Annotated in this window: 2 protein-coding genes; both read left to right on the top strand. The window is 40.9% G+C overall.

The window, feature by feature from the left end:
• Positions 1-377 precede the first annotated feature (377 nt).
• Positions 378-1,235: a hypothetical protein gene (locus F6K20_RS28015; RefSeq protein ID WP_229414577.1), complete on the top strand. Its 858-nt coding sequence runs from the start codon at positions 378-380 to the stop codon at positions 1,233-1,235.
• 101 nt (positions 1,236-1,336) lie between these two features.
• The gene (locus F6K20_RS28010; protein ID WP_287266791.1) at positions 1,337-3,355 is read left to right on the top strand and encodes an AAA family ATPase; all 2,019 of its coding nucleotides are present in this window, start codon (positions 1,337-1,339) and stop codon (positions 3,353-3,355) included.
• Positions 3,356-3,895 lie beyond the last annotated feature (540 nt).

The following is a 3,895-nucleotide window of genomic DNA, read 5'->3' as shown; positions in this document are numbered from 1 at the left end:
AGCGTTTTGAGGATTTTCCCTGAATACTAATCTAATCGCGGCCTTCTGCTGATAGGATGTCAGGATAATTACCCGTAATCGAAATCTCCCCATCTCCCCATCTCCCCTAACCTCCCATGCTCCCCGCGCCCCCGCCCCCTTAATGATGGGTATTCAACCAGACTTGAGATAAGTCTGATGTCGGTAAGCATTCAGCCTAGTATGGTACAACGTAAATAAAGATACTATTGAAAAGTAGCGAAAGGCTTATATAATAAGAATTCTGCTCAGGGCTGATAGTTAAGGGCTGATCGCCCGTCCGCTGAGGGCTGACAGTAGAATCTATTGCGGAAATCCTTGACTACTACGTGGTTATAGGGAATACAGTTAGGTTAATCTTGAACAAAAGTGAGGTAACGACAATCAACATGGAAGCTATTGAACTGGAAGTCAGCCAACTAAAATTTTTACTGAAGCTACTGAGCAAACCGGATTATCGGGCAACGATTACGGAAGCCAAGCCCAATTCTAAAACCTCAGCGGGGGAACGAGATCGAATTTGTCAGGCGTTATGCGATCGCAATTTGATTGAGTCTAATACAGAAATCACGAAAATTCAGATCACTGATGCAGGCAAGGAACTCCTAAACCAAGATCAGGCTGACTCACAACTGAGCACGAAAGAGCGCAAAATTCTTAAAGCCTGTGAAACAGAACCGACTACTCCGGCCAAGACAAACGTCAAGCCTGCTAAGACCCGCAAGGAAATCATGGACAGTTTGATAGAGCAGGGCTATATCACAGTAGCAGAAACTAAATTCAAAGATGTCTGGATTACTGAAGCAGGTATTGAGTACCTCTTAAATAATTATAAACCCGTTGGTCGTGGCAATATCAATCTGTCTAAAACCATGCTAGCGGATTACATCGATTTCCTGCGGAAACAGCTACCAAACTCAACAACTACAATCTCAGCTCTAGTCAATCCCCCTACTAATGAAGAAATATTACAAATTATCAAGAATTTAGACCAAGAACTGGGTACAGAAAACTATTTGCCACTGTTTCATTTGCGCCAAAAGTTACAACCCCCTTTGTCTAGGGAAGAATTAGATAAAGCACTGTATAGCTTGCAAGCAGAAGATAAAATTGATCTGAGTGCTTTGGAAGAAGCCAATATGTATACAGAGGAACAAATTGAAGCTGGTATTCCTCAAAATACCGGGGGGAGGCTATTTTTCATTATGGTGCAGTAAAGTATGATCCTAAAGTAGGAGACAAAGTATAATACACTAACCCCAGACTTCCCAATTGTTAATCCTCTATCCTTTTCCAAACTATAGATGGAATTTTAGAGATGGCAACGATCCAGGAAATAATTAAACAAGCTCCAAATCCGTTTGACCCCGTAACCTTTACTACGGGTAATTTTTGGGAAGATCCAGACAATGGGGCTGTTAATGTCACATCGATTCATCAAGATGAAATTAATCAGATAACCAGCACCCTCAGTGCGGTGACTCAAGACCATCGACCCCGCACTATCTTACTGGCTGGTGATCCTGGTTCGGGGAAAAGTTATCTGTTAAAACGGCTCAAACAGCAGTTCAATCAAAAAGCCTTTTTTGCTTATATTGGTCCTTGGGCAAATAGCGATCGCATCTGGCGCTATATCCTTAGGGAAACCGTTGACAGTCTGGTCAAAGTCCCAGAAGGGGAAAAAGAGTCTCAGTTGCTGCTGTGGCTAAAGAGTCTCCCGGCCTTTAAAAAAACCGGCTGGCTCCGGAATGAGCGACAACGGTTTATTGCTGACCTCAGAGCTAGCTATCCAGGGGGAATTCATAGAAATAAAGAGTTTTTTGGAGTGCTTTATGAGCTAACTAATCCAGAACGGGATTACCTGGCTTATCAATGGTTAAGGGGAGAAGATTTAGATGAAGATGACCTGCAAACCCTTGGGGTCAGAGGCTCTATAGATAACGAAGACGATGCTCAGAACATCTTAATCAACTTCGGGAGAATTTCTGAATCCACCAAGCCGATTGTGCTGTGTTTTGACCAATTGGATAATATCCCTCGTTTGCCCGATGGTTATCTGGATCTAGAAGCTCTGTTTAATGTCAACTCTACCCTTCATACTCGCTATCCCAATAACATGCTGATTATAATCAGCATGATTACTAATACTTTGAAGCGCAATCAAAAACAAATTAAACCCGCTAATATTGCTAGACTTAATCATAAAATTCTGCTCAAAAGGATTCCCCTAGAGCAAGCCGAATCGCTTTGGGCAAACCGACTCTATCCGTTACATCAGCAAGCTGACCAAAAAACCAAAACCATTTCACCGATTTATCCTTTAACTCGGCAAGACCTCGCAAAAGCATTTCCTGGTGGCAAAACCACCCCCCGGGAGACATTGACCCTGGGAAATCAGCTAATTGAAAGGTATAAAACTCAGGAATTTAATAGTTCAGAGCCATCAACCAAGACTAAATCAACTAGTCAAAATGATACTGCTAGCAAATCAATACCGAGAGCAGAAAAAGTCTTAGCTTCATTTAAATTGAAGTGGCAAAAAGAATTTAAAAAAACTGAGCAGAAAATTACCCGAATCCAGGATATTGATGAATCTCAATTGATTAAGATGTTACGAGAGGCGTTAGAAGCTCTGGAGGTCAAGGATGTTAAATCAAACTTTTTGTCAGGTAGTTGTGCCAGTTATTCCCTAAGTTACCAGCTGCCATCATCCCAGGAACGGTTCGGAGTAGTCTGGGGAGAAACTACTAATGGTAACAGCTTCTATCATCTGATGAATGCCTGTGAGAAAGCTATTCAAGGCAATCGCTGTCAAACCTTATACCTGATTCGCTATACACAAGTTAGGAAACGCGGTCTCAAGGGGGACAAACTCTACACCAAACTATTCAATGGTTCTGGCCATATTCACCTCAAATTAGAGAATCTATCTTCTGTCCATTACTTAGCTACTTATGATAGCTTAGTTAATCAAGCTTGTTCCCAAGAGTTAGTGCTTGCTGATACAATACTAACACTGCCAGAGTTACAAGATATAATCAGAAAATCGGGAGTTTTGGAGCATTGTTCATTACTACAAGATTTAAATATTTTTCCTAGTAATATTAACGATAATCAAATTGTTACCAAACCAGTTAAGGAATTTGTCATAACTCTGCTCAAACAGAATCAAATTATTGGTCATAACGTTTTAATTAAAACTACTCAGAATAAATTTAATTCTATCAAGGCAATAGCCATTCACCAGGGGATTAATGAACTGTCTCAGGAAAATAAAATTAAACTTGTCCCTGTGGATGGTTCCCCAGAAAAACAATTAGTATGTTTAGTACCGTAAGCAATCAGCTATCAGCAATCAGCAATCAGCAATCAGCAATCAGCAATCAGCTCTCAGACCAATTCAAGTAGGGTGGGCAAAGTAAGATCATCTAGAATGCTCAAAACAAGCAAACTGTTTTTGGCCACCCTACAAGCTATAAGCAATCAGCTCTCAGACCAATTCAAGTAGGGTGGGCAAAGTAATATAATCTAGAATGCTCAAAACAAGCAAACTGTTTTTGGCCACCCTACAAGCTATAAGCAATCAGCAATCAGACCAATTCAAGTAGGGTGGGCAAAGTAATATAATCTAGAATGCTCAAAACAAGCAAACTGTTTTTGGCCACCCTACAAGCTATCAGCAATCAGCAATCAGACCAATTCAAGTAGGGTGGGCAAAGTAATATAATCTAGAATGCTCAAAACAAGCAAACTGTTTTTGGCCACCCTACAAGCTATCAGCAATCAGCAATCAGACCAATTCAAGTAGGGTGGGCAAAGTAAGATCATCTAGAATGCTCAAAACAAGCAAACTGTTTTTGGCCACCCTACAAGCTAT

The sequence above is a fragment of the Moorena sp. SIO2C4 genome, assembly GCF_010672485.1.
Lineage (GTDB): Bacteria > Cyanobacteriota > Cyanobacteriia > Cyanobacteriales > Coleofasciculaceae > Moorena > Moorena producens.
This window is presented reverse-complemented; position numbering and strand designations above follow the sequence as displayed.